A 4234-nucleotide genomic window follows, 5' to 3' on the forward strand; every position below is an offset into this window, starting at 1 on the left:
TGTGAATTGGTTCACTTGAATTTTGCGTTCACTACTAAGCCGCGACCGAATATCGTTTAGAATGTCTATCTGCGTCGCTTGATCTTTATCCATAATCGAATCCTTTGGGGTGCTGTGTCTATCCCCGCAACCTAAGCGATTCCGCCACGTCATGCACGTTTCTTGTAGAGGCTTGGACCTGAATATCCGCCTGTTACCCCAAACGTTACCCCGAGGGAGTTTGGCGCTCTGCTTATTTCCGCTAAGTCTTTGATTTTAATGGTGCCCCCACACGGACTCGAACCGCGGACCTACTGATTACAAATCAGTTGCTCTACCAGCTGAGCTATAGGGGCACTGCTCCACCGTATCAGGCGGGTCGGCTGGACCGAATGCGCGGCGTATAGCAGGGGAAAACGCGGGTGTGCAATGGTGTTTTCACTTCAGTCGCGGAAAAAATCCACGCCCACAGGCACGCTGCATTCATTCGCAATGCGACCCCGCTTTCGCGTCCGGCAAATGACTCTATGATGAGGATCAGGCACTGGGGCTGAAAGGACATTCATGCAGATCGCATTTCACATAGGCGCGAATTGCACGGATGAAGATCGGCTTCTGAAATCGACGCTAAAAAATGCAAATACCCTGCTTCAGCAGGGTGTTGCGGTTCCCGGACCGGGCAAATACCGCAAGTTGATCCGCGAAGCGATCGAGAGCCTTGCAGGCTCTGCGCCCGCCGATGATGCCCGAGATGTTCTGCTGGATGCGATTGTCGAAGACGATAACATCGCCCGCGTCGTGCTGAGCAACGATAATTTCATCACGGTCCCCAAACGCATTTTCGACCACAGCGTCCTTTATCATCAGGCTGAAAAAAAGGTCCGCGGGCTGCACCAGCTTTTCCCCGATGACGACATTTCACTTTTCATGGGCCTGCGGCATCCGGCAAGCTTTTTGCAGGAAACAGCCTCAAGGGCACAGGCAAGCAGTCTTGCGCAGTACCTTGGCGTCCTGTCACCGGTCGAGGTCAAATGGTCAGATGTGATCCGCCGGATCAAGCTGGCTGCTCCGCGAACGCCGCTCTATGTCTGGTGCAATGAAGATACACCCCTGATTTGGGAAGACCTGATCCGCGTCTTTTCGGGGATCGCCGAAAATGTCGAAATCGCGGGCCGGTTTGACGTGTTGTCGCAGATTGTCAGCCCCGAAGGGATGCAGATCGCAAGAACGAAAATCGCTGACATGTCGCCCAAAGACATCGACGCGCGACAAGCACAGATCGCCGATGTACTAGACAAACACGGAGTGCCTGATTTGGTCGAAGACACGATCACATTGCCTGAACTCGACACCGCTTTGGTTCAGGCCATGACAGAGGCCTATGAAACTGACCTTGAGATGATCGCGAAAATGGAAGGCGTGGAACTGATCCTCCCCTTCGATTAGGCGCTACATGCCCAGTGCGGCCATGTACATTTCCAGCACCGCTTCTTCTTCGGCCAGATCATTCGCGTCACGTTTGCGGATCGCCACAATCTTGCGCAGGACTTTGGTATCGTAGCCGCGCCCTTTTGCTTCGGCCATCACCTCTTTTTGCGCATCTGCGATGTCTTTCTTTTCAGCTTCCAACCGCTCGAAGCGCTCAACAAACTGACGCAGTTCTTGTCCGGCAACGGTGCTTGCGGTCTCGGTCACGGAATCGTTCATCAAAGCTCTCCTGAAAAGTTGCCACTGACTAGCCCCTGCCCCGTAAGCCTGCAACCCTTGCGAAGCGCTCCCCCGCGCGATAGATGCGGCAAAACTGCGGAGAGATCATGGAAATCATTGTCTGGATTGGTGCGGCCCTGACTCTCTTGGGTGTGTGCGGAATTGTCTACAGTATCGCGGCCGTCGCACGCGCAAAGCGGGCAAACCTGACGGATGAAGAACTGCGCGCCCGTATATCGGGGGTCTTGCCGATCAACTTGGGGGCGCTCTTTGTTTCGATGATTGGCCTGATGGCCGTGATCATCGGGGTCCTGTTGGGTTAAGGCGCGGCACCGACCGCAGCCCAGTAATGCCAGCAAAGTTGGCGTTTATTCGACCGGGCAAAAAAGCTCGTAAATACGTTCAAGCAAGGGTCTCACACGCGGATCATCCAGGCGATACCGCATGCTGCGCCCATCACGTTCGCAGGCCACAAGTCCCTCATTGCGAAGCCGCAAAAGCTGACCCGATACATAGGATTGGCTGGCACCCAACGCATTTTCAAGCTCGCTGACCGTCATGTCACCGGGAACCAGAGCGCATAAAATGCGCAAGCGTCCAGCGTTCGACAACGACTTGAGCAGGTCTGCTGCGTCAACGGCTGCGGCATCCATTTGGTCAGCGAGCATTTCAATCTGATTTTCCATAAAATCAACATACCCTGACATCTTATACATTTCAACATTGAAATATGTCGAAATCCCACTATCTTGGGGTCAAAGGAGATTCGATATGACACCAAATGTAAAAGCATTCTTCGACGAAGCAACCAACACAGTATCATACGTGGTGCGCGAACCTGAGGGTCGTGCCTGCGCAATCGTGGACAGCGTCCTCGATTACGATCCGGCAGCAGGCAGAACGAACACTGATTCCGCGGACGAGATCATCGCCTGGATCAAGGCCGAAGATCTGCAGGTCGCGTGGATATTGGAAAGCCACGTTCATGCCGACCACCTTTCCGCAGCCCCCTACCTGCAAGAGCACTTGGGCGGCAAGATCGGAATTGGGGCGAATATCACTATCGTGCAGGACACATTCGGCAAAGTCTTTAACGAAGGCACCGAATTCCAGCGTGATGGATCGCAGTTCGACGCGCTGTTCAAAGAAGGCGACAGTTTTCATATCGGGCAAATGCGCGCCGATGTGCTGCATACACCCGGCCATACGCCCGCGTGTTTGACATATGTCATCGGGGACGCGGCTTTTGTGGGTGATACACTGTTTATGCCCGACTTCGGCACGGCACGGTGTGACTTTCCGGGTGGCTCGGCAGAAGATTTGTACGCCTCGATCCAGAAGATTCTGGCATTGCCGGATGAAACCCGCATCTTTGTCGGTCACGACTATAAGGCACCGGGACGCGATAATTTTGCCTGGGAAACCACGGTAGGCGAGCAAAAAGCGCTGAACGTGCATATCGGCGAAGGGCGGCCGATGGAAGAGTTCGTCGCGATGCGGCAGGAACGTGATGCCAAGCTTGGCATGCCGCGCCTGATCCTGCCTTCGTTGCAGACAAACATGCGCGCAGGCAACTTTCCGGAGCCTGAAGACAATGGAAAAAGCTATTTCAAAGTGCCGATCAACGCGCTTTAGAAACTACAAACAGAACAGGAATACACCATGCCTATGGATTGGATCATGGGGCTCGCCGGTGGCGTGCTCATCGGAATGGCGGCGGCCCTCTATCTGCTCGTAAACGGGCGGATCATGGGGGCCTCGGGTATCATCGGCGGCCTTGTCGATGGCAGCGCGCGGCATGACTGGCTTGAGCGTTCGGCGCTGATCGCCGGCTTGCTGATCATGCCGGCAATTGCCGCATTTGCAATGGGAGGGTCGGAAACGCACCTGACCAACAACTGGGCCGTGATCATCGTTGCAGGGTTGCTTGTCGGTATCGGCACGCGTTTGGCCAATGGCTGCACGTCAGGCCATGGCGTCTGCGGGATTTCGCGGCTTTCGCTGCGCGGGATCGTCGCAACGGCGTTCTATATCGGCGCGGGCGGCTTAACTGTCGTGATCTTCAAACATGTTCTAGGGGTAATCTGATGCGTGTCTTTGTTTCATTTCTGGTCGGTGCGCTTTTCGGGCTTGGCCTGCTGGTGTCCGGCATGACGGACACGACGAAAGTCCAGGGTTGGCTTGATGTCTTTGGCAATTGGGATCCGACACTGGCCTTTGTCATGGGCGGTGCGATCATTCCGATGGCGATCGCTTGGCGTATCACGACCGGTCGCAAACCTGTCCTGGCCGACGCGTTTCCTGCGCCGCCTGAGCCGAAGTTGGGTCGCAACCTTGTTCTAGGATCGACGCTCTTTGGCATGGGTTGGGGCCTTGCCGGGCTGTGCCCCGGACCTGCTGTCGCATCGCTGAGCTATGGCGGCGTGGGTGGTCTGCTTTTCGTGGTATCCATGATTGCAGGCATGATGGCGGCTCCCCGTTTTCGCAGACAGCTAGACCAGAGCGCGATGGCAGTTTAGGAAAGCACATGGATATCAAACAGCTTAGC

At 55.2% G+C, this 4234-nt stretch carries 7 protein-coding genes and 1 tRNA gene; 5 read left to right on the top strand and 3 right to left on the bottom strand.

Translation table 11 applies throughout. The annotated features are described in order from the left end of the window. Positions 1-259: 259 nt before the first annotated feature. Positions 260-335 (bottom strand) — tRNA-Thr (locus tag R6T97_RS14955). 208 nt (positions 336-543) lie between these two features. On the opposite strand from R6T97_RS14955, the gene R6T97_RS14960 reads away from it, so the two are divergent. Beyond that, a complete protein-coding gene (locus R6T97_RS14960) occupies positions 544-1425 on the top strand; it encodes a hypothetical protein (RefSeq protein WP_410350086.1) in 882 nt (293 codons plus the stop codon). Between the two features lie 3 nt (positions 1426-1428). Here R6T97_RS14960 and R6T97_RS14965 read toward each other — a convergent pair whose 3' ends face one another. Continuing rightward, the gene (locus R6T97_RS14965; RefSeq protein ID WP_410350087.1) at positions 1429-1686 is read right to left on the bottom strand and encodes a DUF2312 domain-containing protein; all 258 of its coding nucleotides are present in this window, start codon (positions 1684-1686) and stop codon (positions 1429-1431) included. 107 nt (positions 1687-1793) lie between these two features. Between R6T97_RS14965 and R6T97_RS14970 the strand changes: the two genes are divergently transcribed. Then, positions 1794-2009, top strand: a complete 216-nt coding sequence (locus R6T97_RS14970; protein WP_410350088.1) for a hypothetical protein — start codon at positions 1794-1796, stop codon at positions 2007-2009. Positions 2010-2054: 45 nt separating this feature from the next. Here the strand turns inward: R6T97_RS14970 and R6T97_RS14975 are convergent, their stop codons facing one another. Beyond that, a complete protein-coding gene (locus R6T97_RS14975) occupies positions 2055-2354 on the bottom strand; it encodes an ArsR/SmtB family transcription factor (protein ID WP_410350089.1) in 300 nt (99 codons plus the stop codon). A gap of 103 nt (positions 2355-2457) precedes the next feature. On the opposite strand from R6T97_RS14975, the gene R6T97_RS14980 reads away from it, so the two are divergent. From R6T97_RS14980 to R6T97_RS14990, 3 genes are read left to right on the top strand one after another with little or no spacing between them, the layout of a single operon-like run. Further along, complete coding sequence (locus tag R6T97_RS14980; protein WP_410350090.1) at positions 2458-3321, top strand: MBL fold metallo-hydrolase; 864 nt, start codon at positions 2458-2460, stop codon at positions 3319-3321. Between the two features lie 27 nt (positions 3322-3348). Continuing rightward, positions 3349-3774: a YeeE/YedE family protein gene (locus tag R6T97_RS14985; RefSeq protein ID WP_410350091.1), complete on the top strand. Its 426-nt coding sequence runs from the start codon at positions 3349-3351 to the stop codon at positions 3772-3774. Beyond that, positions 3774-4205 carry a DUF6691 family protein gene (locus R6T97_RS14990; RefSeq protein WP_410350092.1) on the top strand — a complete coding sequence of 144 codons (432 nt, stop codon included), beginning with the start codon at positions 3774-3776 and terminating at the stop codon, positions 4203-4205. Before R6T97_RS14985 ends, R6T97_RS14990 begins: the two co-directional genes overlap by 1 nt. Positions 4206-4234 lie beyond the last annotated feature (29 nt).

Origin of the sequence: Yoonia sp. (assembly GCF_046498525.1) — a bacterium.
Lineage (GTDB): Bacteria > Pseudomonadota > Alphaproteobacteria > Rhodobacterales > Rhodobacteraceae > Yoonia.